Origin of the sequence: Pseudomonas sp. P105 (assembly GCF_032614175.1) — a bacterium.
GTDB lineage: Bacteria > Pseudomonadota > Gammaproteobacteria > Pseudomonadales > Pseudomonadaceae > Aquipseudomonas > Aquipseudomonas rhizophila.
In genome coordinates, this window is record NZ_CP126693.1 from 5,388,180 (window position 1) to 5,412,548 (window position 24,369).

Annotated in this window: 19 protein-coding genes; 8 read left to right on the plus strand and 11 right to left on the minus strand. The window is 59.9% G+C overall.

Annotated features, from left to right (window positions below; genetic code table 11):
- The 6 genes from carB to grpE all read right to left on the minus strand — a co-directional run bounded on the left by carB (position 1) and on the right by grpE (position 9,650).
- Positions 1-3,222, minus strand: coding sequence for a carbamoyl-phosphate synthase large subunit (gene carB / locus QOM08_RS24190; RefSeq protein ID WP_047229062.1), 3,222 nt, complete (start codon positions 3,220-3,222; stop codon positions 1-3).
- 105 nt (positions 3,223-3,327) lie between these two features.
- Positions 3,328-4,464 (minus strand): glutamine-hydrolyzing carbamoyl-phosphate synthase small subunit, encoded by a 1,137-nt coding sequence (carA, locus tag QOM08_RS24195; protein WP_047229063.1) that lies wholly within the window; start codon positions 4,462-4,464, stop codon positions 3,328-3,330.
- A 294-nt stretch (positions 4,465-4,758) separates the two neighbouring features.
- Positions 4,759-5,565: a 4-hydroxy-tetrahydrodipicolinate reductase gene (gene dapB / locus QOM08_RS24200; RefSeq protein WP_107321860.1), complete on the minus strand. Its 807-nt coding sequence runs from the start codon at positions 5,563-5,565 to the stop codon at positions 4,759-4,761.
- Positions 5,566-5,574: 9 nt separating this feature from the next.
- Complete coding sequence (gene dnaJ / locus QOM08_RS24205; protein ID WP_047229065.1) at positions 5,575-6,699, minus strand: molecular chaperone DnaJ; 1,125 nt, start codon at positions 6,697-6,699, stop codon at positions 5,575-5,577.
- A gap of 366 nt (positions 6,700-7,065) precedes the next feature.
- Entirely contained in the window at positions 7,066-8,982 is a 1,917-nt protein-coding gene (gene dnaK / locus QOM08_RS24210) for a molecular chaperone DnaK (protein ID WP_047229066.1), read from the minus strand.
- 101 nt (positions 8,983-9,083) lie between these two features.
- Positions 9,084-9,650 (minus strand): nucleotide exchange factor GrpE, encoded by a 567-nt coding sequence (gene grpE / locus QOM08_RS24215; RefSeq protein WP_076383527.1) that lies wholly within the window; start codon positions 9,648-9,650, stop codon positions 9,084-9,086.
- A gap of 241 nt (positions 9,651-9,891) precedes the next feature.
- Between grpE and recN the strand changes: the two genes are divergently transcribed.
- Positions 9,892-11,565: a DNA repair protein RecN gene (gene recN, locus QOM08_RS24220; protein WP_274090031.1), complete on the plus strand. Its 1,674-nt coding sequence runs from the start codon at positions 9,892-9,894 to the stop codon at positions 11,563-11,565.
- Between the two features lie 55 nt (positions 11,566-11,620).
- Here the strand turns inward: recN and fur are convergent, their stop codons facing one another.
- Entirely contained in the window at positions 11,621-12,031 is a 411-nt protein-coding gene (gene fur / locus QOM08_RS24225; protein WP_047229069.1) for a ferric iron uptake transcriptional regulator, read from the minus strand.
- A gap of 97 nt (positions 12,032-12,128) precedes the next feature.
- On the opposite strand from fur, the gene QOM08_RS24230 reads away from it, so the two are divergent.
- On the plus strand, positions 12,129-12,656 hold the full coding sequence (locus QOM08_RS24230; protein WP_047229070.1) for an outer membrane protein assembly factor BamE: 528 nt from the start codon (positions 12,129-12,131) through the stop codon (positions 12,654-12,656).
- A gap of 58 nt (positions 12,657-12,714) precedes the next feature.
- Here the strand turns inward: QOM08_RS24230 and QOM08_RS24235 are convergent, their stop codons facing one another.
- Genes QOM08_RS24235 through QOM08_RS24245 form a run of 3 tightly spaced genes read right to left on the minus strand, consistent with a single transcriptional unit; the run spans position 12,715 to position 14,868 of the window.
- Complete coding sequence (locus QOM08_RS24235; protein ID WP_076383525.1) at positions 12,715-13,017, minus strand: RnfH family protein; 303 nt, start codon at positions 13,015-13,017, stop codon at positions 12,715-12,717.
- A complete protein-coding gene (locus tag QOM08_RS24240; RefSeq protein ID WP_047229072.1) occupies positions 13,014-13,457 on the minus strand; it encodes a type II toxin-antitoxin system RatA family toxin in 444 nt (147 codons plus the stop codon). Before QOM08_RS24240 ends, QOM08_RS24235 begins: the two co-directional genes overlap by 4 nt.
- A 7-nt stretch (positions 13,458-13,464) precedes the next feature.
- Complete coding sequence (locus tag QOM08_RS24245) at positions 13,465-14,868, minus strand: sodium-dependent transporter (RefSeq protein WP_316912231.1); 1,404 nt, start codon at positions 14,866-14,868, stop codon at positions 13,465-13,467.
- A gap of 118 nt (positions 14,869-14,986) precedes the next feature.
- On the opposite strand from QOM08_RS24245, the gene smpB reads away from it, so the two are divergent.
- Positions 14,987-15,469 carry an SsrA-binding protein SmpB gene (smpB, locus tag QOM08_RS24250; RefSeq protein WP_047229073.1) on the plus strand — a complete coding sequence of 161 codons (483 nt, stop codon included), beginning with the start codon at positions 14,987-14,989 and terminating at the stop codon, positions 15,467-15,469.
- Between the two features lie 154 nt (positions 15,470-15,623).
- On the opposite strand, the gene QOM08_RS24255 is transcribed toward smpB, so the two are convergent.
- Positions 15,624-16,391 (minus strand): FCD domain-containing protein, encoded by a 768-nt coding sequence (locus QOM08_RS24255; protein WP_047229074.1) that lies wholly within the window; start codon positions 16,389-16,391, stop codon positions 15,624-15,626.
- A gap of 263 nt (positions 16,392-16,654) precedes the next feature.
- Here QOM08_RS24255 and QOM08_RS24260 point away from each other — a divergent pair, with 263 nt between their 5' ends.
- The 5 genes from QOM08_RS24260 (at position 16,655) to QOM08_RS24280 (ending at position 24,311) form a co-directional block, all read left to right on the plus strand.
- Entirely contained in the window at positions 16,655-18,349 is a 1,695-nt protein-coding gene (locus QOM08_RS24260) for a lactate permease LctP family transporter (RefSeq protein WP_076383524.1), read from the plus strand.
- Positions 18,350-18,500: 151 nt separating this feature from the next.
- On the plus strand, positions 18,501-19,325 hold the full coding sequence (locus QOM08_RS24265) for a (Fe-S)-binding protein (RefSeq protein WP_316912232.1): 825 nt from the start codon (positions 18,501-18,503) through the stop codon (positions 19,323-19,325).
- Entirely contained in the window at positions 19,322-20,779 is a 1,458-nt protein-coding gene (locus QOM08_RS24270) for a LutB/LldF family L-lactate oxidation iron-sulfur protein (RefSeq protein ID WP_316912233.1), read from the plus strand. The genes QOM08_RS24265 and QOM08_RS24270 overlap by 4 nt, the downstream gene beginning before the upstream one ends.
- Complete coding sequence (locus tag QOM08_RS24275; protein WP_316912234.1) at positions 20,776-21,447, plus strand: lactate utilization protein C; 672 nt, start codon at positions 20,776-20,778, stop codon at positions 21,445-21,447. The genes QOM08_RS24270 and QOM08_RS24275 overlap by 4 nt, the downstream gene beginning before the upstream one ends.
- Positions 21,444-24,311 carry an FAD-binding and (Fe-S)-binding domain-containing protein gene (locus QOM08_RS24280; RefSeq protein WP_316912235.1) on the plus strand — a complete coding sequence of 956 codons (2,868 nt, stop codon included), beginning with the start codon at positions 21,444-21,446 and terminating at the stop codon, positions 24,309-24,311. The genes QOM08_RS24275 and QOM08_RS24280 overlap by 4 nt, the downstream gene beginning before the upstream one ends.
- Positions 24,312-24,369: the final 58 nt, after the last annotated feature.

The window sequence follows — 24,369 nt, forward strand, 5'->3', positions numbered from 1 at the left end:
TCATGCCTTCAATCCTGCATGTAGATCCTGCAAGCGACGCACGGTCTTCTCGGGACCGAACTTGAGCGCTTCGCAGATAGCTTCGCCCGCAGCAATGGTCGTGGTGCAGTAGATCTTGTGCTGCAGCGCGTTGCGACGAATGGAATACGAATCGGCGATCGACTGGCGACCTTCGGTGGTGTTGATGATCAGCGTGACTTCGTCATTCTTGATCATGTCGACCACGTGCGGACGCCCCTCGGTCACCTTGTTCACGCGGCGCACCTTCAAGCCAGCCGCCTCGATCAGCTTGGCGGTACCGGCAGTGGCGACCACTTCGAAGCCCAAGTTGATCAGATCACGGGCCACGCCTGCAACCAGCGGCTTGTCGTCATCACGCACGCTGATGAACGCCGTGCCGCCAGTTGGCAGAACTTCGCTGGCGCCCATCTGGGCCTTGGCAAAAGCTTCGCCGAAGGTATCGCCCACGCCCATGACTTCGCCGGTGGACTTCATTTCAGGGCCAAGGATCGGGTCCACGCCAGGGAACTTGGCGAACGGGAACACCGCTTCTTTGACGCTGTAGAAGTTCGGAATGATTTCCTTGGTGAAGTTCAGCTCTTTCAGGGTCTTACCGGCCATGACCCGTGCAGCGATCATCGCCAGGGACACACCGATGCACTTGGAGACGAACGGTACGGTACGGGACGCGCGCGGGTTGACTTCGATGACGTAGATGTCCTCGCCCTGCAGGGCCAGTTGCACGTTCATCAGGCCGACCACGCCCAGCTCCAGGGCCATTTTCTTGACCTGCTCGCGCATTTCGTCCTGGATGTGGGCCGGCAACGAATAAGGCGGCAGCGAACAAGCGGAGTCACCGGAGTGAACACCGGCCTGCTCGATGTGCTGCATGATCGCGCCGATCACCACGTCCTTGCCGTCACAGACCGCATCCACGTCCATTTCGATGGCGCAGTTGAGGAAGTGGTCCAGCAGCACCGGGCTGTCGTTGGACACCTGAACCGCTTCACGCAGGTAGCGCTTGAGTTCGTCTTCCTGATAAACGATTTCCATCGCCCGACCGCCCAGTACATAGGACGGCCGCACCACCAGCGGGTAACCGATCTTGGCGGCGGCGCGAATCGCTTCGTCTTCGCTGCGCACGGTAGCGTTAGGCGGCTGACGCAGGTTCAGACGCTCCACCATCTGTTGGAAGCGCTCACGGTCTTCGGCACGGTCGATGGCATCCGGACTGGTCCCGATGATCGGCACACCGGCCGCTTCAAGGGCACGCGCCAGCTTCAGAGGAGTTTGGCCACCGTACTGGACGATCACGCCTTTTGGCTTCTCGACACGGACGATTTCCAGCACGTCTTCCAGGGTCACTGGTTCGAAATACAGGCGATCGGAGGTGTCGTAGTCGGTGGACACGGTTTCCGGGTTGCAGTTGACCATGATGGTCTCGTACCCGTCGTCGCGCAGGGCCAGTGCCGCGTGCACGCAGCAGTAGTCGAACTCGATGCCCTGGCCGATCCGGTTAGGACCGCCACCCAGGATCATGATCTTGTCACGCGTCGACGGCGCGGCTTCACACTCTTCCTCGTACGTGGAGTACAGGTAAGCAGTGTCGGTGGCGAATTCGGCGGCGCAAGTGTCCACGCGCTTGTAGACCGGGAACACTTCAAGCTTGTGACGATGACTGCGCAGGCTCTTCTCGGTCACACCCAGCAGTTTTGCCAGGCGCATGTCGGAGAAGCCCTTGCGCTTGAGGCGGAACATCGTGTCGTGGTCAATGCTGGACATGCCCAGGGTCTTGACCTTCTCTTCTTCCTTGATCAGATCTTCGATCTGCACCAGGAACCAAGGGTCGATCATGTTCATGCCAAAGATCTGCTCGACGGTCATGCCGGCACGGAAGGCGTCCGCCACGTACCAGATCCGCTCGGCGCCCGGCACGGTCAGCTCACGCTTGAGCTCGCTCATGGCGTCCGGGTGGCTCAGGTCCAGCTTCGGATCGAGGCCGCAAACACCTACTTCCAGACCGCGAAGAGCCTTCTGCAGGGATTCCTGGAAGGTCCGGCCGATGGCCATGACTTCACCGACCGATTTCATCTGAGTGGTCAGGCGGGCGTCGGCCTTGGCGAATTTCTCGAAGGCGAAACGTGGCAGCTTGGTGACGACGTAGTCGATGGACGGCTCGAAAGACGCCGGGGTCTTGCCACCGGTGATGTCGTTCGACAGTTCGTCCAGGGTGTAACCCACAGCCAGTTTGGCCGCGACCTTGGCGATCGGGAAGCCAGTGGCTTTCGAGGCCAGGGCCGAGGAACGGGATACCCGCGGGTTCATCTCGATGACCACCATGCGACCGGTGTTCGGGCAGATGCCGAACTGGACGTTGGAGCCGCCGGTTTCCACGCCGATCTCGCGCAGTACCGCCAGGGAGGCGTTACGCAGGATCTGGTATTCCTTGTCAGTCAGCGTCTGGGCGGGTGCGACGGTGATGGAGTCACCGGTGTGCACGCCCATCGGGTCGAAGTTTTCGATGGAGCAGACGATGATGCAGTTGTCCTTTTTGTCGCGGACAACTTCCATTTCATATTCTTTCCAGCCGATCAGGGATTCGTCGATCAGCAGCTCTTTGGTCGGCGACAGATCCAGACCACGGGCACAGATTTCTTCGAATTCTTCACGGTTGTAAGCGATGCCGCCACCGGTGCCGCCCATGGTGAAGGACGGACGGATGATGCACGGGAAGCCGAGGCGTTCCAGGACGGCGTTGGCTTCTTCCATGCTGTGGGCGATGCCCGAGCGTGGGCAGTCCAGGCCGATGGATTTCATCGCCTTGTCGAAGCGCGAACGGTCTTCGGCCTTGTCGATGGTGTCGGCGTTGGCGCCGATCATTTCCACACCGAATTTCTCCAGGACGCCTTCACGCTCCAGGTCCAGGGCGCAGTTCAATGCAGTCTGGCCACCCATGGTCGGCAGCAGTGCGTCCGGGCGCTCCTTCTCGATGATCTTGGCAACGGTCTGCCACTTGATCGGCTCGATGTAGGTGGCGTCGGCCATGGCCGGGTCGGTCATGATGGTGGCCGGGTTGGAGTTCACCAGGATGACGCGATAGCCCTCTTCGCGCAGGGCTTTACAGGCCTGGGCGCCGGAGTAGTCGAATTCGCAGGCCTGGCCGATCACGATCGGGCCAGCGCCGAGAATCAGGATGCTTTTTATGTCTGTACGTTTTGGCATGGGTTTGTCACTCAAATCCGCAGGTCAGTCGGCTAGGCCGTCGAACAATCTTTGCAGCGCCCAAGGGGACCACCGGTTTCGGGGCCGCCCTCAGGCTTCACGCGGTCAGCGTCGCTTGGCCATCTCGGTGATGAAGCGATCGAACAGCGGCGCTACATCGTTCGGGCCAGGGCTCGCTTCAGGATGGCCCTGGAAGCTGAATGCGCTCTTGTCGGTACGCTCGATGCCTTGCAGCGTGCCGTCGAACAGCGACTTGTGGATCGCCCGCACGTTTGCCGGCAGGGTCGCCTCATCCACCGCAAAGCCGTGGTTCTGACTGGTGATCATCACCACGCCAGTATCCAGGTCCTGGACCGGGTGGTTGGCGCCGTGGTGGCCGTGCCCCATTTTCAAGGTCTTGGCGCCCGAAGCGAGGGCCAGCAACTGATGACCGAGGCAGATGCCGAACACCGGGATCTCGGTTTCCAGCACGTCCTTGATCGCCTGGATCGCGTAGTCGCAAGGCTCGGGGTCACCCGGGCCGTTGGACAGGAACACGCCGTCTGGATTGAGGGCCAGGACATCTGCCGCCGGGGTTTGCGCCGGCACCACGGTCACGCGGCAACCACGCTCCACGAGCATGCGCAGGATGTTCAGCTTGACGCCGTAGTCGTACGCAACCACGTGGTACGGCAGCTCGGAAGCCTCGATCGTCGCGTGGCTGTCGGTTTTCAAGTCCCAGACCGTGGAGCGCCACTCATACTGCTTCTTGGTGCTGACGACTTTCGCCAGATCCATGCCTTTAAGGCCAGGGAAGCCCTGGGCAGCGGCGATGGCGGCTTCTTCAGTGATGTTGTCACCAGCCATGATGCAGCCGTTCTGCGCGCCCTTCTCGCGAAGGATGCGGGTCAGGCGACGGGTGTCGATACCGGCGATTGCCACAACGTTGTTGGCTTTCAGGTAGTCGGACAGGGACATGGTGTTACGCCAGTTGCTCGCTACCAGCGGCAGATCACGGATGACCAGGCCGGCGGACCAGACACGATCGGACTCGGCATCTTGCGGCGTGGTGCCGGTGTTGCCGATGTGCGGGTAAGTCAAAGTAACGATTTGCTGGGCGTAGGAAGGATCGGTAAGAATTTCCTGATAGCCGGTCATTGCGGTGTTAAACACCACCTCACCAACGGTCTGGCCGTCGGCTCCAATGGCTTCGCCGCGAAAAATGCTGCCATCAGCAAGGGCGAGTATGGCTGGCTTAGTCAAGAAGACCTCCCGTAAATAAAGCCTGAAAGGGCGATCGCAGGTTGTAAAAAAGCGGAGTGACGTATGGACACGTCACCCCGCTTGTTCACTGAATTATTCTGCGCGCTTTTAGTGGACACACTAAAGCTGTAGCTTACAGAAAAAGGCTTTTTTGGTCCACCGCTAATGAGCCTTAAAGGCAGGGGAATGCGACAGGTCGTCGCGAGGCGGTGTAAAACGGGGCTCAGTATAACCTGAACCCCGCTTTCGGGCGCTGCGTCTGGCAAAAGGTTTGCCAGACAGCACACCGAAACATCAACGCAGGTCGAGAACATCCTGCATGTCGTACAGACCAGCCGGGCGGCCATCCAGCCACAACGCGGCACGCACCGCACCCTTGGCGAAGGTCATGCGGCTTGACGCCTTGTGAGTGATCTCCAGACGCTCGCCCTCTGTGGCGAACAGCACGGTGTGATCCCCCACCACATCCCCACCACGAACCGTGGCGAAACCGATGGTGTCGCGCTCACGGGCACCGGTATGCCCTTCGCGTCCGTAGACGGCCACCTTCTGCAGATCGCGACCCAAGGTATCGGCAATAACTTCACCCATGCGCAGGGCCGTGCCCGAAGGCGCGTCGATCTTGTGTCGGTGGTGAGCCTCGATGATTTCGATATCCGCATCGTCACCCAGAACCCGAGCCGTCATCTCCAGCAGCTTCAACGACAGATTCACACCCACGCTGAAGTTCGCCGCAAAAACGATCGGAATATCGTTGCCAGCCTCGGCCAGTAACTGCTTTTGCGCAGCATCCAGCCCGGTCGTGCCAATGACCATGGCCTTGCCATGCTTGCGGCAAATGGCCAGATTTTTCAGCATCACTTGCGGCAGGGTGAAATCGATCAGGACATCGAACTCATCCAAGACCTTTTCCAGGCCACCGGACATCGGCACCCCGATACGCCCCAGGGAGGCCAGCTCGCCCGCATCAGCACCGACCAGCGTACTGTCGGGCCGGACGATAGCGGCTGTCAGGCCCGAGAGCGGTGAGCGCTGCTGCACCGCCTCGACCAACGCCTTGCCCATGCGCCCGGCAGCGCCCATCACAGCTATACGTCGCATGCGAGCTCCTTACAGATCGCCGAAGAAGCGCTTCACGCCTTCGAACCAACCGGTGGTTTTCGGGGAGTGGCTGTTATCGTCCGCCAGCGAGCTGCGGAACTCTTCCAGCAATTCGCGCTGGCGCCGACTCAGATTGACCGGAGTCTCCACCGCAACACGGCACATCAGGTCACCCGCACCGCCGCCACGTACCGGCGCAACACCCTTGCCGCGAATCCGGAACTGCTTGCCGGTTTGCGTGCCCTCGGGAATTTTCAGCTTCACGCGACCATCGAGAGTCGGGATCTCAAGCTCACCGCCCAAGGCCGCATCGACGAAACTGATCGGCACCTCGCAGAACAGATGCTTTCCGTCGCGCTGGAAGATCGCGTGCTCACGCACGTTGATGACCACGTACAGGTCGCCAGTCGGACCGCCCTGGGCACCCGCCTCGCCTTCGCCAGACAAACGGATGCGGTCACCGGTATCGACACCGGCCGGCACTTTCACCGACAGCGTCTTGTACTCTTCGACGCGCCCTTCGCCGTGGCAGGAATCGCACGGATCGGAAATGATCTTGCCCTGGCCATGGCAACGCGGACAGGTCTGCTGCACAGAGAAGAAACCCTGTTGCATGCGCACCTGACCGATGCCGCCGCAAGTCGGACAGGTGACGGGCGAGGAGCCCTTCTTGGCGCCCGACCCGTCACACGGCTTGCAATTGACCAGCGTGGGAACGCGGATGTTGACGGTGGTACCGCGCACCGCCTCTTCCAGGTTCAACTCCAGCGTGTAGCGCAAATCGCTGCCACGCTGGGCGCCACCACGAGCACCACCGCGACCACCACCGAAGAAGTCGCTGAACACATCGCCGAAAATATCGGAAAAGTTCTGCCCGCCAAAACCGGCACCGCCGCCGCCCATGCTCGGGTCGACACCGGCATGACCGTACTGGTCGTAAGCCGCACGCTTGCTGGAATCGGACAGTACTTCGTAAGCCTCATTGGCTTCCTTGAACAACTCTTCCGACGCTTTGTCGTCGGGATTACGGTCCGGGTGGTGCTTCATTGCCAGACGACGGTAGGCCTTTTTCAGGTCCGCGTCGCTTGAACCACGCTCGACACCCAATACTTCGTAATAGTCACGCTTTGCCATTAGTCTTTGCACTCTTATAGGACGTCCGGCAAACCTCTCCTGAACCTTGCCAAACTCGTTGAGCCCCAATACAGGCCCGGACCCAACTCACGTCAATTCAACGATCCTGGTCTTGGGCCCTGTACGAAAAGTGGCTGAGCGACGATTCGTACAAACCCACATCTTTCAGCCAGGGAACCGGCCAAAACGCGGCGTCTCTCGCTCGGAAAGCAGGAGCATTCCCGATCACGCCGCCAGCATCCGAACGCTGTCGCATGCTGTAAAAATTCACTGACTCCAGACACGCCAACGCGGGAGCAAGCTCCCGCGCGGCGACATCCTACCAGTCACCGCACAAATGCAGTCAACCGGCCGACCAACAAGCGATTACTTGTGGTCTTTCACTTCTTCGAACTCGGCATCAACGACATCATCGGCTTTTTCGGCCGACTCGCCTTGCTGCGCTGCGCCTTCAGCCGGCTGAGCCTGCTCGGCGTACATCTTCTGAGCCACTGGAGCGGAGACCTTGGACAGTTCTTCGATCTTCGCCTCGATGGCCGCCTTGTCGTCACCTTTGACAGCCGCTTCAAGAGCAACCACAGCTGCCTCGATGGCGGTTTTCTCTTCAGCAGTCACTTTATCGCCAGCATCAGCGACCATCTTGCGAGTCGAGTGCACCAGGGCATCACCCTGGTTGCGGGCACTGGCCAGCTCTTCGAACTTGCGGTCTTCTTCGGCGTTGACTTCAGCATCGCGAACCATCTGCTGAATTTCTTCCTCGGACAGACCGGAGTTGGCCTTGATCACGATCGACTGGGTCTTGCCGGTGGCCTTGTCTTTCGCACCAACGTGCAGGATGCCGTTGGCGTCGATGTCGAAGGTCACTTCGATTTGTGGCACGCCACGTGGAGCTGGCGGAATCTCGGCCAGGTCGAACTTGCCCAGGGACTTGTTCTGCGCGGCTTGCTTGCGCTCACCCTGCAGCACGTGAATGGTCACGGCGTTCTGGTTGTCATCGGCGGTCGAGAACACTTGGGATTTCTTGGTAGGAATCGTAGTGTTCTTCTCGATCAGCGCAGTCATCACGCCACCCATGGTTTCGATACCCAGGGTCAGCGGGCTGACGTCGAGCAGCAGAACGTCTTTCACGTCACCGGCCAGAACAGCACCCTGGATGGCGGCACCCATGGCAACGGCTTCGTCCGGGTTCACGTCTTTACGCGCTTCTTTACCGAAGAAATCGGTTACCAGCTTCTGAACCAGCGGCATACGGGTCTGGCCGCCGACCAGGATCACGTCGTTGATCGAGCCAACGTCGATACCGGCGTCCTTCATTGCAATGCGGCAAGGTTCGATGGTGCGCTGAACCAGGTCTTCCACCAGCGCTTCGAGCTTGGCGCGGGAGATTTTCACGTTCAGGTGCTTCGGCCCCGTGGCATCGGCAGTGATGTACGGCAGGTTCACGTCGGTCGACTGGCTCGAGGACAGCTCGATCTTGGCTTTTTCGGCAGCTTCTTTCAGACGCTGCATGGCCAGCGGGTCACCCTTGAGGTTCATGCCGCTTTCTTTCTTGAATTCGTCGACGAGGTAGTCGATCAGACGAATGTCGAAGTCCTCACCACCGAGGAAGGTGTCACCGTTGGTGGCCAGTACTTCGAACTGGTGCTCACCATCGACTTCAGCGATCTCGATCACGGAGACGTCGAAGGTACCGCCACCCAGGTCATAAACGATCACGGTGTGATCGCCCTTGGCCTTGTCCATACCGTAAGCCAGAGCGGCCGCGGTTGGTTCGTTGATGATGCGCTTGACGTCCAGGCCCGCGATGCGGCCGGCGTCTTTGGTCGCCTGACGCTGGCTGTCGTTGAAGTAGGCCGGAACAGTGATGACCGCTTCGGTCACCGCTTCGCCGAGATAGTCTTCGGCGGTTTTCTTCATTTTCTTCAGGATTTCCGCCGAGATCTGTGGCGGCGCCATTTTTTGGCCGTTCACTTCAACCCAGGCGTCGCCGTTGTCAGCCTTGGCGATTTTGTAAGGCACCATCTTGATGTCTTTCTGAACGACTTCTTCGTCGAACTTGCGACCGATCAGACGCTTCACCGCGTAGAGGGTGTTATGCGGATTGGTCACTGCCTGACGCTTGGCCGACTGGCCAACCAGAATTTCGCCATCGTTGGCGTACGCGATGATCGACGGCGTAGTACGCGCGCCCTCAGCGTTTTCAATTACTTTGGCCTTGCCGTTTTCCAGCACGGAGACGCACGAGTTGGTGGTCCCCAGGTCGATACCGATAATCTTGCCCATGTTAACTCTCCCGGAACTTGGATTTTGTTGCCGCAGCAGTGGTGGCTAACTGCGGTAGCACTTAAACGCTTGACTTCTAAATGGGGCCGCTGCGCTAAATTTCAAGCCTGCTCATCAATAGAAGGCGAAACCGGCGCCGGCGTCTTGCTGACCACAACCATGGCCGGGCGCAGCAAGCGACCGTTGAGCAGATAGCCCTTCTGGAAAACCTTCAATACGCTGTTGGGCTCGACGTCCGCACTTTCCTGCATCGCCATGGCCTGATGGTGCTCGGCATTGAAGGGCTCGCCATGCGGATCAATGGCTTCAAGCTGATAGCGCTTGAGCGTGTCCTGGAACATCTTCAGGGTCAGCTCGATGCCTTCACGCATCGGACGAATGTTTTCGTCGTCCGGATTGGACAGCTCCAGGCCGCGCTCCAGACTGTCGATGATCGGCAACAGGTCGCCTGCGAACCGCTCCAGGGCGAATTTATGAGCTTTTTCAACATCTTGCTCGGCGCGACGGCGGACATTCTGCAGGTCGGCGGCTACACGCAGCGCCTGATCCTGCGCACCGGCCAGTTGCTCTTCGAGCACTTGTACACGTGCCGCCAGGTCGTCACCCGAATCCTGGGGAGCCTGATTGGCGTCTAGATTTTGCGTGTCCTGCGTCTGTTCGTCAGCCATAGATTTCTCCTTTCAACTTCGTCCGCGAGCTCAACTCGCGCTTCTGCCCCGGTATATGGGGCCGTGTTTTCCAGCTTCAAGGGCGGTCCGACGAATTAACCTTACAAAAAACCCCTGCATATTCATTCCTCCCGGCGCTAAGAAAGTCTTCCACCCAAGCAAATCGAGCTAAGCGAAGGCATTGTCAGGCCGAAACAAAACACTGTATAAATAACCAGATCTAAGCCTGGGAGCGGCCTTTATGCTGGTGCACCTGTCCGTACACAACTACGCCATCGTCGAACACCTCGACCTCGAGCTCGATCGGGGCATGAGCGTGATCACCGGTGAAACCGGTGCCGGCAAATCGATCATGCTCGACGCCCTGGGCCTGACGCTGGGCGATCGCGCCGACAGCGGCGTGGTACGCCCCGGTGCGGACAAGGCCGACATCCTGGCCACCTTCGACCTGATCGACATCCCCGAGGCCAGCGCCTGGCTGGCGGAACGTGACCTGGATACCGACGGCCTGTGCATATTGCGCCGGGTCATCACCGCCGAAGGCCGCTCCCGGGGTTACATCAACGGTACGCCCTGCCCCCTCGGCGACCTCAAGGCCCTGGGCGAGCTGCTGATCGACATTCACAGCCAGCATGAACACCAGTCCCTGCTCAAGACCGAGACCCATCGCCGCCTGCTCGACGAATACGCCGGCGCCACCGATCTGGCCCGCCAGGTTCAACTGGCCGCCCAGCGATGGCGCCAGACCCGCCAGGAACTGGATCGCCTCTCCAACTCCGGCGACGAACAACGTGCCCGCCACCAGTTGCTGAGTTATCAGCTCGAAGAGCTGGAGAACCTGGCCCTGGGTGAAAACGAGCTGGCGGAACTGGAACAGGAACACAAGAACCTCACCAATGCCGAAACCCTGCTGGGCATTTGCCGGCAAGTGGTCGAGCAATGCAGTGAAAGCGACTCGGGGAACGTGCTCAATGCGCTGACCGCCAGCCTGAACCGGCTGTCCAGCGTCAACAATTCGGTAGGTGCCCTGAGCGAAGCGACCAATCTGCTCACGAGCGCACAGATCCAGGTCGAGGAGGCCGTCGGGGAGCTGAACCGGTTTCTGGATCATTTCGACGCCGACCCGGCGCGCCTGCAATATCTGGAAGAACGCCTGGACACTATCTATACGCTGGCGCGCAAGCATCGCGTCCAGCCAACCGATGTCGCCGAACTGCAGCAGCGCCTGCTTGAAGAGCTGGAAACCCTGAACGCCAACGACGAATCCATTGAGCGCCTGGGAGACGAACTGGCGTCCTATGCCCGTCATTATCAGGAAAAAGCCAGGGAGCTCAGTGAGCTGCGTCAGCAGGCCGCGACCGGGCTGGCCAGTGCCGTTGAGCAGGAAATCCAGCGCCTGGGCATGCCCGGCGGGCGCTTCACCATCGAGCTGCGCCCCAACGCGGGGGACGAGCTTCAGCCCAACGGGCTGGAGCAGGTGGAGTTGCTGGTCAGCGCCAACCCTGGCCAACCGCTCAAGGCCCTGGCCAAAGTCGCCTCCGGCGGCGAGTTGTCACGCATCAGCCTGGCCATCCAGGTCATCACCGCACAGACCTCGCGTGTGCCGACGCTGGTATTCGACGAAGTGGACGTGGGTATTGGCGGCCCTACGGCGGAAATTGTCGGCCAGTTGCTGCGTCGACTCGGGGAGCGCGGCCAGGTGCTGACAGTGACTCACCTGCCCCAGGTCGCAGCCCAAGGACACCAGCATTTATTTGTGCACAAGGTGCGTGACGAGGACGCCACTCGCACCGCCGTGTCCAAGCTGAACAAGAACGAGCGCGTGGAAGAAGTGGCACGGATGCTGGGCGGCATCGACCTCACCAAGGAGTCCCTGGCTCACGCGAAAAAAATGGTCGTCGCGGCAAAAATCTGAAGAGCCCAAACGCCAAAAGGCGACCCAGGGGTCGCCTTTTTGCGTTTCAACAGCTTTAAACCGGCTTTCTCTTGCGCACATGCAAGACGAGATGGTGATCGATCAACTCGAAGCCATACTCTTCAGCAATTTCCTTTTGGCGCTTTTCGATTGCCGGGCAGGTGAATTCGATGACCTCACGGGTTTCCACGTCCACCATGTGGTCGTGATGTTCCCCGTCAGCCAATTCAAAGACCGCGTGACCGCCATCGAAATTGTGACGAGCCACCAGCCCCGCCGCCTCGAACTGAGTCAGGACACGGTAAACCGTGGCCAGACCGACGTCCTCGCCAGCTTCCATAAGCGCCTTGTAGACATCCTCGGCACTCATGTGGCGTTGCTCGGCGGAATCGAGCATCTGCAGAATTTTGACCCGTGGCAGGGTCACTTTGAGGCCGGCTTTGCGTAGTTCGCTATTTTCAACCATGGTCAGCTTTCTCGCGATGCTGCTTCGCAGCTTCTCTTAATGCGGGTATGATCGGCGTTTACGTTGTCCCAGCCAAGATAGTGGAAGTCGCCCACCGATGCAAAACACCAAGCTCTTGCTAACCAGTTTCACCTTTGTGGGACTGCTCGCACTCGCCGGTTGTTCATTCCCCGGGGTTTACAAAATCGACATCCAGCAGGGCAATGTCGTCACGCAGGACATGATAGACCAGTTACGCCCGGGAATGACCCGTCGGCAAGTACGGTTTATCATGGGTAACCCTCTGCTGACCGACACGTTCCATGCCGATCGCTGGGATTATTTGTACAGCCTGCAACCAGGTGGTGGTGAACGCCAACAGGAACGCATCAGCGTTATCTTCAACGCCAATGACCAACTTGTCAGCCTGTCGGGCGATTTCATGCCTGGCGTGAGCCGCGACGAGGCCATTATGGGCCAGGACAGCGGCACTACGGTGACCGACCCAACCCAGAATGCCGAGCAGCCGAAACCGGAAAAACCGGTCAAGCCAGGCTCGTTGCTCGATCAGATCCAGAAGGACGTGGACAACGTCGAGACCGTACCGGTCCCGACGCCAGAACCACTGGATACTTCGCCGCAATAAATTGCTCAATAAAAAACCCGGCTTACCGGGTTTTTTATTGCCTGCAATTCAGAGCTGACTATTGATCAGCTTGGCGCGCCTGAGCGGCCTTGGCGGCGCGCAGCCGCCGAATCTCTTTTGGATCTGCCAATAACGGTCGATAAATTTCAAGTCGATCAGCCGCCTGCACCACCTGGCGATCCGGATCGGCAACCACCTTACCAAAAATCCCCACCGGGCAAGTGGCCAGATCCAGTTGCGGAAACTCAGCAGCAATGCCGGACGCCTCTAACGCCGCCCGAACACTCGTGCCTTCCGGCACGGAAAATACGCGTAAGACCTGACGATCGACGCCGGCATACACCACTTCCAGCTCAATCACCGGGCAAGCTCGGCGTTTTGCTTGGCGCGCTGGCAGAACGCGTCGACCAGGGTATTGGCCGCCTGATTGAACAACGGCCCCAGCGTGGCTCGCACCAACGGACCTGCATAGTCGAACGACAGATCCAGGCTGATCTTGCAGGCCTTCTCTCCCAGCGCCTTGAACACCCAGACGCCGTGGAGCTGATTGAAAGGCCCCTCTTCCAGGTTCATTTCAATGGACTGTCCAGGCACCAGGGTGTTGCGCGTGACAAAGTGCTGGCTCAATCCGCCCTTGGCGACATTGAGCCTGGCGCGCATATGGGCTTCAGAGCTTTCGAGCACTTCGGCGGACGAGCACCAAGGCAAAAATTGCGGGTAACTTGCCACATCGTTGACCAGGTCGTACAACGCCTGCGCCGGATAGGGCAGCAAGGCCGAGCGTTGAATATGTGTCGTCATGTAAGCGTCACTTCCACAGCTGGGCGGCAAACACTACAAGAATGCCGATGGGCGCTACATAGCGCATCAAGAACAGGCTCAAGGTAAACAGTACAGGGCTGCGCAACGACAATTCGTCACGCACCGCCTCACGCCCCATGACCCATCCTGCAAACACCACGAAACACAAACCACCCAGCGGCAGCATGATCCGTGATGTGAAGAAATCAATCACGCCGAAGAAATCCAGCCCTCCGGTTGCTCCCCACTGGTAGAGATGGAACAGCCCGCCTTCGTTCACGAAAAACTTCGCTTGCTTCCATATATTGAAGGAAAACACCGTCCCCAGGCCAACGAACCAACAGGTAAAGGCCAGCCAGAACGTCACCCAGGCGCGACTGAGCCGGGTTCGCTCCACCAGATAAGCGACCATGGGTTCCAGCAGGGAAATGGCCGAACTCCAGGCAGCAATGGCCACCAGGAGAAAAAATACCACCCCCATGAATTGACCAAATGCCATGTTGCCGAAGGCGAATGGCAGGCTGACAAACATCAGCCCCGGCCCTTCGCTAGGGTTCAGGCCAGCGGCGAAAACAATCGGAAACAACGCCAGCCCGGCCAGCAACGATACAAAGGTATCCAGCAGCGCGACACCTACAACGGTCTTGGTCAGCGAGGCGCTCTTGGGCATGTAGGCGCCATAGATCATGATCGAGCCCACCCCCACGCTCAGGGAGAAAAACGCATGCCCCATGGCCGGCAGCAGGCCATCCATGACTTTCTCCGGCTGGAAATCGAACATGAAGTGAACGCCCTCCATGAAGTGCCCGGTGGTCATGCTGTAGCCCAGCAATACCAGGATCATCACGAACAGCAGCGGCATCATGATTCGCAGGCTGCGCTCAAGCCCCGCAACCACCCCGCGGGCAATCACCACCGCAGAAAGCAGCATGAAAATCGTATGCCAAAGTGTGAGTCGCCAGGGATCGGAGATCACATCGCCGAAGTAGGCGCCGACCTGATCGGGTGTCACCCCCTGAAAGTCCCCACGCCCCATATCGATGATGTAGTCCAGCGACCAGCCGCCGACCACACTGTAGAAAGACAGGATCAGCAGCGCCGTGATCATTCCGGCAAACGCGCCCCACGACCACTTGGCCGAGTGCCCGGCCTCCACTGCCAGCACCTTCAGGGCATTGGCCGGGCTTTGCCGGGCGCGACGACCGATGAGGGTTTCGGCCAGCATCACCGGCGCGCCGATGAGCGCGATGCACGCCAGAAACATCAATACAAAGGCACCGCCACCATAGACGCCGACCATGTAGGGAAATTTCCAGATACTGCCCAGCCCCACGGCCGAACCGGTTGCGGCAAATATGAAGACCCAGCGGCTAGCCCAACTGCCGTGGACAGAAACCTTGTCTGTCGACATCGTGATCACGCCCAAGCGTTCGAAAAAGAGGCCGCATTGTCCGGGATTCATTCAACCTGCTCAAGCACGTAGCTTCACCGTAGCCGACACGCCCGCAACTGCCTATAATGCCGCCCCTATGGCTAAACAGAAGAAACACCCCACAGGGACCATCGCGCAAAATAAAAAAGCGCGACACGACTACTTCATCGAACAACGTTTCGAGGCTGGCATGGTCCTGGCCGGCTGGGAAGTAAAGAGCTTACGTGCAGGCAAGGCGCAACTGGTCGACAGTTATGTGCTGCTCAAGGACGGCGAGGCCTGGCTGCTGGGCAGCCATATCACGCCCCTGACCACCGCCAGCACCCACGTGATCGCCGATCCGACACGCTCGCGCAAGCTGCTGCTCAACAAGCGCGAGCTGGAAAAGCTCTTCGCGTCCGTGCAGCAAAAAGGCTACGCCTGCGTCTGCACGTCGTTGTACTGGAGCAAGCATTTGATCAAATGCGAAATTGCGCTGGGCAAAGGCAAGAAGGAATACGACAAGCGTGATACCGAGCGCGAACGCGATGCCGGTCGCGAGCTGCAACGCGCGGTGCGTAACAAGGGCAAGGAAGACTGATTCTTTCGCCTGGGTTATGCGTTCGCTGAAGATCCAATGTGGGAGCGAGCCTGCTCGCGATGACGGAGGCACATGCAACCTTGATGTGTCAGACAGACCGCTTTCGCGAGCAGGCTCGCTCCCACAGGGGTCCAATCACTATAGAACCCACTGACTACATCCCCTTGCGCCGCTCTGCCCGCGCCACCCGCTGCACTTCCTGACGCACCTCTTCCAACACCTCCTGCACATACAGAATATGCCGGCTGGAGACTTCCCGCGCCTGCTCGGCGTGCCCGCCCATAATGGCCTGGTACAACTCCCGATGCTGGCTGATGAGCATGTCTCGGGTTTCGCTGCGCTGTTTGTACATGCCGCCAATGTTGGTGACGACGTTGCGCCTGAGCAGATCGAACAGACCCCGAATCGTATGCAGCAACACTGCATTGTGACTGGCTTCGGCGATGGCCAGGTGAAACCGCGCATCGGCCGCGCCCTCCTCGGCCCGGCTCACATTTTCATGGCGCGAATAGCAATCCTGAAGCTCCTCGAACGCCGCCGTCAGCCGCTCGCGATCCACGTCCGTGGCCCGCTGTGCCGCGTAGTAAGCGCAGGAAGCTTCCAGCGTATGGCGAAACTCCAGCAAATCACGTTGCGCCTCAGGATTGCTTTCCAACAACTGCAACAGGGGATCACTGAAGGTTGAGCCCAGCGACTCCACCACATAGTTGCCACCGCCCTGGCGACTGACCAGCAAACCCTTGGCCGCCAGTTTCTGAATCGCTTCGCGCAACGAAGGGCGTGACACGCCGAACTGCTCGGCCAAGGCACGCTCGGCGGGCAGGCGTTCGCCGGACTTCAGCGTGCCTTCAAGGATCATTCCTTCAAGCCGCTCGACAATATCGTCAGACAAACGGCGCTGACGAATCTGATCAAACCCCATAACTCGACTCTCCACGATCCCGACGGCTCGCCGGGCTCTCTATTCTCGCCTATCCGCGCCCCGCCGACACCCTCCAGAAGCCACTTCGACCCACAGATCAGATGCCATCGGCCGCACTCATTCGACGAAAGTTTCAGAGCGGCAAATTGACATGCGACAACCAAGGCTTTTACCCTAGCCGACAGCGCTTGTAAATTGGTCTTACCAATTATCCAAAATCGCTGACCAGTGCCTGACCAACAACAATTAGGGGCCCACCCACTATGCAAACCTGGCAACAGCTCTACAGCCCGCTCGGCAGCCTCGGCTTGTCCGCACTTGCGGCCGTCATCCCCATCGTATTTTTCTTCCTGGCCCTGGCGGTGTTTCGCCTCAAGGGACATGTGGCCGGCAGCATCACCCTGGCCTTGGCGATTGCCGTGGCGATCTTCGCGTTTCAAATGCCGGCGGACATGGCGTTCGCTGCTGCCGGTTATGGTTTTGCCTATGGCCTGTGGCCTATCGCCTGGATCATCGTCGCGGCGGTGTTTCTCTACAAACTGACCGTCAAGAGCGGCCAGTTCGAAGTGATCCGCAGCTCGGTGCTGTCGATCACCGATGACCAGCGCCTGCAGGTGCTGTTGATCGGCTTTTGCTTCGGGGCATTTCTGGAAGGTGCCGCCGGCTTCGGCGCGCCGGTAGCGATTACCGCGGCGCTGCTGGTCGGCCTGGGCTTCAACCCCCTGTACGCTGCGGGCCTGTGCTTGATCGCCAACACCGCCCCCGTGGCCTTCGGCGCCCTGGGCATTCCGATTATCGTGGCCGGCCAGGTCACCGGGATCGACGCGTTCAAGATCGGCGCCATGACGGGCCGTCAATTGCCATTGCTGTCGCTGTTTGTACCGTTCTGGCTGGTGTTCATGATGGATGGCCTGCGCGGCGTTCGGGAAACCTGGCCGGCGGCGCTGGTGGCAGGCTTGAGCTTCGCCATCACCCAATACTTCACCTCCAACTTCATCGGCCCGGAACTGCCAGACATCACATCTGCCCTGGCCAGCCTGGTTTCCCTGACCCTGTTCCTGAAAATCTGGCAGCCAAAACGCACCGCAGGTGCCCAGATTGCCGGCGCCACCTCCAGCGCAGCCATTACCGCCAGCGTCGGCGGTTTCGGCCAGCCACGCAGCACCGTGGCGTCCCCTTACAGCCTGGGAGAAATCCTCAAGGCCTGGTCACCGTTCCTGATCCTCACCGTGCTGGTGACGATCTGGACGCTCAAGCCGTTCAAGGCGATGTTCGCCCCGGGCGGATCGATGTACGGCTGGGTGTTCAATTTCGCCATCCCGCACCTGGATCAGATGGTGATCAAGGTCGCGCCGATCGTGACCAATCCAACAGCCATCCCGGCGATCTTCAAACTTGATCCGATTTCCGCCACCGGCACGGCGATTTTCTTTTCCGCATTGATCTCGATGCTGGTGCTGAAGATCAACCTCAGAACTGGTCTTACCACTTTAAAAGAAACCTTCTACGAGCTGCGTTGGCCTATCCTGTCCATCGGCATGGTGTTGGCGTTCGCCTTCGTCACCAACTTTTCGGGCATGTCGTCCACCATGGCCCTGGTGTTGGCCGGCACGGGCGCGGCGTTCCCGTTCTTCTCGCCCTTCCTGGGATGGCTGGGGGTATTCCTGACCGGTTCCGATACCTCGTCCAACGCGCTGTTCGGCTCGCTGCAAGCCACCACCGCGCACCAGATCGGCGTCAACGACACATTGCTGGTCGCAGCCAATACCAGTGGCGGTGTGACCGGCAAGATGATTTCGCCACAGTCCATTGCCGTGGCCTGCGCTGCGACCGGCCTGGTGGGCAAGGAATCGGATCTGTTCCGTTTCACCCTGAAACACAGCCTATTCTTTGCAACGATCGTGGGTTTGATCACCTTGGCCCAGGCCTACTGGTTCACCGGCATGCTGGTGCACTAAGCACGACAGCTAACACCGAAAAAGAACGACGCCGAACCACGATTCGGCGTCTGCTATTGATAACCGGGTCTGCAAGGCTGCTGAAAGATTCCTTATCTATATTCAGCAGCCTCAGCGGACGGATAACCGGGACCACCCGGAGACACGCCTGATGAGCGAGCTTTTTTACAACGCCGTGCCGAATGCGACCCGTGTCGCCCCGCCATTGCCCGAGCCTCGGCAGTACCCCAGCAACAAGCCCGAACGGGTTTACCTGTTCGGAACCTGCGTGGTGGACCTGTTCTATCCCGAAGCCGGGATGGATGCGATTCATCTTCTGGAACGCGAAGGGATCCGGGTGGACTACCCGCAAGGGCAAACCTGTTGCGGGCAACCGGCGTACACCTCCGGTTACACCGAGCAGGCCCGGACGGTAGCGCGGGCGCAATTGGCGTTGTTTGCCGGGGATTATCCGGTGGTGGTGCCATCGGGCTCCTGTGCCGGCATGCTGCGCGAGCATTATGCCGACCTGTTCAAGGACGAGCCCGATACGCTCAAACAGGTCCAGGCCCTGGCGGCCAGGACCTATGAATTGGCCGAGTTTCTGCTGTTTGTCTGCAAAGTGCAGTTGAACGACAGGGGCGAGCCGGTGAAGGTCGCGCTGCACACCTCCTGCTCGGCACGACGGGAAATGAACACCCACTTACATGGCCGCGCCTTGCTGGCGCAGCTGGACAACGTGGAGCGCGTCGAACACAGCCATGAAAGTGAATGCTGTGGGTTTGGTGGGACGTTCAGCGTTCGCATGCCGGATATTTCCGGCGCGATGGTGGCCGACAAGACCCGCGCGCTGAAGGAGTCCGGCGCGCACCAGGTCGTCAGTGCCGACTGCGGTTGCCTGATGAATATCAATGGCGCCCTGGAGAAACAGCGGCAAGCATTACGCGGGCAACACCTGGCGTGCTTCCTCTGGCAGCGCACCGGGGGTGTCGTATGAGCACACCGACGCTGATTCCGACCGTTGAGGTGCAGGAAGATTTTCGCGCCCGGGCCCACAAGGCGCTGGACGACACGCAACTGCGAAACAACTTTCGCACAGCGATGGATTCACTGATGACCAAGCGGGCAGCGTCCTTCAGCGATGCCCACGAAAGAGAACCTCTGCGAGTGCTGGGCAATGCCGTCCGCGCTCGTGCGTTATCGAAGTTGCCCGACCTGCTCGAGCAGCTTGAAACCAACCTGACCCGCAACGGTGTGAAAGTACACTGGGCGGAAACGGTGGACGAAGCCAATGGCATCGTCCTCTCGATCATCCGCGCTCACGAGGCGCGGCAAGTGATCAAGGGCAAATCGATGGTCAGCGAAGAGATGGAGATGAACCATTTCCTCGAGGGTCGGGACATTGAATGTCTCGAGTCCGACATGGGGGAATACATCGTCCAGCTCGACCACGAGAAGCCTTCACACATCATTATGCCGGCGATCCACAAGAACGCCGGTCAGGTCGCGTCCTTGTTCCACGACAAACTTGGCGTGGAGTACACCAAGGACGTTGACCAACTCATTCAGATCGGTCGCAAGGTCTTGCGGCAGAAATTCTTCGAGGCTGACATCGGCGTCTCCGGCGTCAACTTCGCCGTGGCCGAAACCGGCACACTGCTGCTGGTGGAAAACGAAGGCAACGGGCGGATGTCCACCACCGTGCCACCGGTTCACATTGCCGTGACCGGCATCGAAAAAGTCGTGGAGAACCTGCGGGACGTGGTGCCGCTGCTCTCGCTGCTGACCCGCTCGGCCCTCGGCCAGCCGATCACCACCTACGTCAACATGATCTCCGGCCCACGCAAGGCCGACGAACTGGACGGCCCCCAGCAAGTGCACCTGGTCCTGCTGGACAACGGGCGCAGCCAGGCATTTGCCGACAGCGAACTGCGCCAGACCCTGAACTGCATTCGTTGCGGCGCCTGCATGAATCATTGCCCGGTCTACACCCGCATCGGTGGTCATGCCTACGGCGAGGTTTACCCGGGGCCTATCGGAAAAATCATCACGCCGCACATGGTGGGCCTGGCCAAAGTGCCGGACCACCCAAGCGCCTCTTCATTGTGCGGTGCCTGCGGCGAAGTGTGCCCGGTGAAGATTCCAATTCCGGCGCTGTTGCGGCGCCTGCGCGAAGAAAACGTCAAGGCACCGGACAGTCCAAACCCGGTGATGCGTGGCCAGGGCAGCAAGTATTCGCCCAAGGAGCGCTTCATCTGGAACGCCTGGGCCCGACTCAACAGTTCGCCGCGCCTGTATCGGCTGTTCGCTTTCCTCGCCACGCGCCTGCGCGCCCTGACGCCCGACAACGTCGGCCCATGGACGCAGAACCACAGCGCCCCCAAACCCGCCGCCCGCTCATTGCATGACCTGGCCCGCGAACACCTGAACCAGCAGGGAGACCGTCGATGAGCGCCAAGGACAATATCCTCGCCAAGCTGCGTAAAAGTCTGACCGGCACCACACCAGTGGCCGACAACTTCGATGTCGACCTGGTGACGAAAACCTATCGCTACGCCCCTGAGGAGCGCATCGCCCAACTGCGCAAACTGATGGAAGCGGTGCACACTGAAATTCACCTGACGTCTGGCGAAGGTTGGGCGGCGCTGCTGGCGCAGTTGCTGCGCGACCGTCAATTGCCCAGCCTGCTCATCGCCCCGACGACACCTCACGGGCAAAAAATCACACAGTTCTGGGCGAACAATCCCGAGCTGCCAACGCTCAAGGCCTACGACCGGCCTGTCGAGCAATGGAAAGCCGAACTGTTCAACGACACCCCCGCCAGCCTGACCGGGACCCTGGGTGCCATCGCGGCAACCGGCAGCCTGATTCTCTGGCCGACGCGGGAAGAACCGCGGTTGATGAGCCTGGTTCCGCCGGTGCATTTTGCTTTGCTCAAGGCCAGCGAAATCCGCGACAACTTCTATGAAGTGCAACAGGAATTCGCCTGGGCCCAGGGCATGCCCACCAACGCGCTGCTGGTCTCGGGTCCCTCCAAGACGGCCGACATCGAACAGGTGCTGGCCTATGGCGCCCATGGTCCGAAGGATCTGGTGGTTCTGATTCTGGAGGACCAATGACGCTTCCGGCCCCTTTCCTGCGCGACGTACAGCAGCTGATCCCGCAAAAGCGCCGTTTCGACGACCCGCTGTCGACCTTGGCCTTCGGCACCGACGCCAGTTTCTATCGGCTGATTCCGAAACTGGTGGTACGCGTCGAATCCGAAGATGAAGTGATCGCCCTGCTGCAGCTGGCCCAACGCGACCAGGTCCCAGTCACCTTCCGCGCCGCCGGCACCAGCCTGTCCGGGCAAGCCATCAGCGACTCGGTACTGATCGTGCTGGGGGATAACTGGAACGCTCGCGAAATTCGCGGCGAGGGCATGCAGATCCGCTTGCAGCCCGGCGTGATCGGCGCCCAGGCCAATGCCTGGCTGGCACCGTTCGGCCGCAAGATCGGTCCCGATCCGGCATCGATCAACGCCTGCAAGATCGGCGGCATCGTCGCCAACAATGCCAGCGGTATGTGCTGCGGCACCGCGCAAAACACCTATCACACCCTCGCCGGCATCCGCCTGGTACTGGCCGATGGCACCCGTCTGGACACTGAAGATGAAGCCAGCGTGGCGGCCTTTCGTACAAGCCATGGCGAACTGCTGGAACGTCTGGCAACCCTTGGCCGCGAGACCCGCGCCAACACCGAGCTGGCGGCTCGAATTCGCCACAAATACCGTCTGAAAAATACCACCGGCCTGTCGCTCAATGCCTTGGTGGATTACGACGAGCCTGTGGATATCTTGAGCCACCTGTTGGTGGGTTCCGAAGGCACGCTCGGCTTCATCAGCGCGGTGACCTACAACACCGTCATCGATCACCCGAACAAAGCCTCGGCGCTGATCGTCTTCCCGGACGTGGAAACCTGCTGCAACGCGGTCACGGTGTTGAAAAGCCAGCCGGTATCGGCGGTGGAGTTGCTGGACCGGCGCAGCTTGCGTTCGGTGCAGGACAAACCGGGCATGCCGGATTTCGTACAGCATCTGTCGACAAATGCCTGCGCCCTACTGATTGAATCCCGCGCGGCTTCGTCATCTTTGCTGCAAGAGCAACTGGCCCGGATCATGGCATCGCTGGCCGGTTTCCCTGTGGAAAAACAGGTCGACTTCACCGAAGACCCGCGAGAAAACGCGAGACTCTGGGCCATCCGCAAAGACACTTTCCCTGCGGTGGGCGCGGTACGCAAAACCGGGACCACGGTGATCATCGAAGACGTGACCTTCCCGGTCGAGCAACTGGCCCTTGGCGTGAACCGCCTGATCGAGCTGTTCGACAAACATTACTACGACGAGGCGATTCTTTTCGGACACGCGCTGGAAGGCAATCTGCATTTTGTCTTCACCCAGGGTTTCAATAACGCCGAAGAAGTTGCGCGCTATCAAGCGTTCATGGATGACGTGGCGCAGTTGGTGGCGGTGGAGTTCGGCGGTTCACTGAAGGCCGAACACGGCACCGGCCGCAACATGGCGCCATTCGTCGAGCTGGAGTGGGGCAGCGACGCCTACCAGTTGATGTGGCAACTCAAACGCCTGCTCGACCCTAACGGCATCCTCAACCCGGACGTGGTGCTCAGCGAAGATCCACAAATCCACCTCAAGCACCTCAAGCCGCTGCCGGCGGCCGACGAGATAGTGGACAAGTGCATCGAGTGCGGCTTCTGCGAGCCGGTCTGTCCGTCCAAAGACCTGACCTTGAGCCCGCGCCAACGCATCGTGATCTGGCGGGACATCCAGGCGAAAAAGCGCGCAGGCATCGACACTTCAGCGCTGGAAACGGCCTACCAATACCACGGCATCGACACCTGCGCTGCCACCGGGTTATGCGCACAACGTTGCCCGGTCGGCATCAACACCGGCGAGCTGGTGAAAAAACTCCGTAGCCGCAGCGCAACGCGTACGAAAACCGCCGATTGGCTGGCAAGCAATTTCGCCATCGCCCTGCAAGGCGCACGCTTTACCCTGCACGTGGCCAACGGCGCTCGAATGCTGCTGGGCGCGCCGCGACTGGCCCGCCTGTCAGCCGGCCTGACCCGGCTGTCGAAGGGTCAGGTTCCCCAGTGGGACAACGCCATGCCGCAGCCGGAAAAAGCCATTCGCTTCAGCCCGGCCGTCTGCGACGAACGCCCGCGCGTGGTCTATCTGGCCGCGTGTGTGTCGCGCGCCATGGCGCCGGCGGCGGGTGACAAAGAACAGATGTCGCTGTATGAAAAAACCCAACGACTGCTGGAAAAAGCCGGTTATCAGGTGGTCTTTCCAGACAACGTGGACAGCCTGTGCTGCGGCCAGCCTTTCGCATCCAAAGGCTACGCGGAACAGGCCGAGCACAAGCGCCAGGAGTTGATCGGCGCCCTGCTCCACGCCAGCCGCGGCGGGATCGACCCGATCTACTGCGACACCAGCCCTTGCACGCTGCGCCTGGTCCAGGACCTGGGAAATGTTCGACTGGACCTGTACGACCCGGTGCGTTTCATTCGTACGCACTTAATGGACCGTCTCGAATTCACCCCGCAGGATGCACCGATTGCCGTACACGTCACGTGCAGTACGCAACACTTGGGCGAGAGCCAAGCACTGATCGACCTGGCGCGCAAATGCAGCAAGCAAGTCGTGATCCCCGAAGGCATCCACTGCTGTGGTTTTGCCGGAGACAAAGGCTTCACCACACCCGAGCTCAACGCCCACTCACTGCGAACCCTCAAGGATGCGGTGCAGCATTGCAGCGAAGGCGTCTCCACCAGCCGCACCTGCGAGATCGGTCTGACGCGCCATGGCGAAATCGACTACCACGGCCTGGTGTATCTGGTGGATCGCGTCACCCGGCCCAAATCTGCTGATGCTGAGGGGCTCCCCATCGCACCCGAAGAAAAATCGAATTCCTGCGTTTCGCTGTAGTCACTTGAATAGGCCCGACGCCGTCGGGCCCTTTATTGACTCGGGCCTGGCCACGTCC

Bases quoted from the DNA above. Each gene is read 5' to 3' on its own strand.
- QOM08_RS24270 (WP_316912233.1), top strand. From the start codon at position 19,322: ATGAGCACACCGACGCTGATTCCGACCGTTGAGGTGCAGGAAGATTTT.
- smpB (WP_047229073.1), top strand. From the start codon at position 14,987: ATGGCTAAACAGAAGAAACACCCCACAGGGACCATCGCGCAAAATAAA.
- QOM08_RS24230 (WP_047229070.1), top strand. From the start codon at position 12,129: ATGCAAAACACCAAGCTCTTGCTAACCAGTTTCACCTTTGTGGGACTG.
- dnaK (WP_047229066.1), bottom strand. From the start codon at position 8,982: ATGGGCAAGATTATCGGTATCGACCTGGGGACCACCAACTCGTGCGTC.
- fur (WP_047229069.1), bottom strand. From the start codon at position 12,031: ATGGTTGAAAATAGCGAACTACGCAAAGCCGGCCTCAAAGTGACCCTG.
- QOM08_RS24240 (WP_047229072.1), bottom strand. From the start codon at position 13,457: ATGACGACACATATTCAACGCTCGGCCTTGCTGCCCTATCCGGCGCAG.
- grpE (WP_076383527.1), bottom strand. From the start codon at position 9,650: ATGGCTGACGAACAGACGCAGGACACGCAAAATCTAGACGCCAATCAG.
- QOM08_RS24280 (WP_316912235.1), top strand. From the start codon at position 21,444: ATGACGCTTCCGGCCCCTTTCCTGCGCGACGTACAGCAGCTGATCCCG.
- QOM08_RS24245 (WP_316912231.1), bottom strand. From the start codon at position 14,868: ATGTCGACAGACAAGGTTTCTGTCCACGGCAGTTGGGCTAGCCGCTGG.
- dnaJ (WP_047229065.1), bottom strand. From the start codon at position 6,699: ATGGCAAAGCGTGACTATTACGAAGTATTGGGTGTCGAGCGTGGTTCA.
- QOM08_RS24265 (WP_316912232.1), top strand. From the start codon at position 18,501: ATGAGCGAGCTTTTTTACAACGCCGTGCCGAATGCGACCCGTGTCGCC.
- carB (WP_047229062.1), bottom strand. From the start codon at position 3,222: ATGCCAAAACGTACAGACATAAAAAGCATCCTGATTCTCGGCGCTGGC.
- recN (WP_274090031.1), top strand. From the start codon at position 9,892: ATGCTGGTGCACCTGTCCGTACACAACTACGCCATCGTCGAACACCTC.
- QOM08_RS24260 (WP_076383524.1), top strand. From the start codon at position 16,655: ATGCAAACCTGGCAACAGCTCTACAGCCCGCTCGGCAGCCTCGGCTTG.
- QOM08_RS24255 (WP_047229074.1), bottom strand. From the start codon at position 16,391: ATGGGGTTTGATCAGATTCGTCAGCGCCGTTTGTCTGACGATATTGTC.
- QOM08_RS24275 (WP_316912234.1), top strand. From the start codon at position 20,776: ATGAGCGCCAAGGACAATATCCTCGCCAAGCTGCGTAAAAGTCTGACC.
- dapB (WP_107321860.1), bottom strand. From the start codon at position 5,565: ATGCGACGTATAGCTGTGATGGGCGCTGCCGGGCGCATGGGCAAGGCG.